The following is a 726-nucleotide window of genomic DNA, read 5'->3' on the forward strand; positions in this document are numbered from 1 at the left end:
GTTCCGCCGCCTCCTGCGCGGCGCAGTCATCCTCCGCCCGGTCCAGCAGGGCGGCGAGGGTCGGAAGCGACGACGCCTCCGGCAGCAGCGCCAGCACGCCGGCGCGCGCCTCCGCGATGCGTGTCGCGAGGTCGTCGCGGCGTCGCATAGCCTCGGCCTCCGCGGCCGCCAGGCGAAGCACCTCGGCGCGCTGGCGGCGCCAGGCCTGCATCGCCGCCGCGCCCTGTGGCTGGAGTCCCGCCGGCGACCACAGCGCCGTCCATGCCGCCTCGGCCTCCCGCAGCCGGGCCTCCGCCGACTGCAACTCCGCCGCCACATCCCCCCGGCGCGCCGCCAGCCAGCCGAGGCGCGCCGTCTTCTCGGCATAGGCGGTGACGCGGCCGGCATCGTCGGCACGCGTATCGGCCAGCCGGTCCGCCGTGTCGCGCAGCGTCTCGAACAGGTCGGGCAGGGGCCCATCCGGCAGCCCTTCGCGCGATTCCGCGGCCGATGGGTCGCCCTCCAGCGCGCGCCGCAGGAGGCGCCAGGCGTGGTCGCGTTGCGCGCGCGCGGCGGCGATCACCTCGCGCGTCGGCACCGTCTCGCCGCGCGCGAGCTGGGCGCGATCCGCCTCCAGCCGCGTGCTTTCGGCGGCGACCTCCGCCGCGGCCGCCTGCGCAGCCTCCACCGCCGCCGCGGCCGCGGCCACGCGCGCCGCGACCCATTCCGCCTCCGGCTCCAGCGGCA

General features: G+C 78.8%; 1 protein-coding gene. It reads right to left on the reverse strand.

The window, feature by feature from the left end; translation table 11 throughout:
- The coding region (locus OZN99_RS32850; RefSeq protein ID WP_270939367.1) for a hypothetical protein at window positions 1-726 on the reverse strand (726 nt) is incomplete at both ends.

It is taken from the genome of Falsiroseomonas oryzae, assembly GCF_027856955.1.
Classification (GTDB): domain Bacteria; phylum Pseudomonadota; class Alphaproteobacteria; order Acetobacterales; family Acetobacteraceae; genus Falsiroseomonas; species Falsiroseomonas oryzae.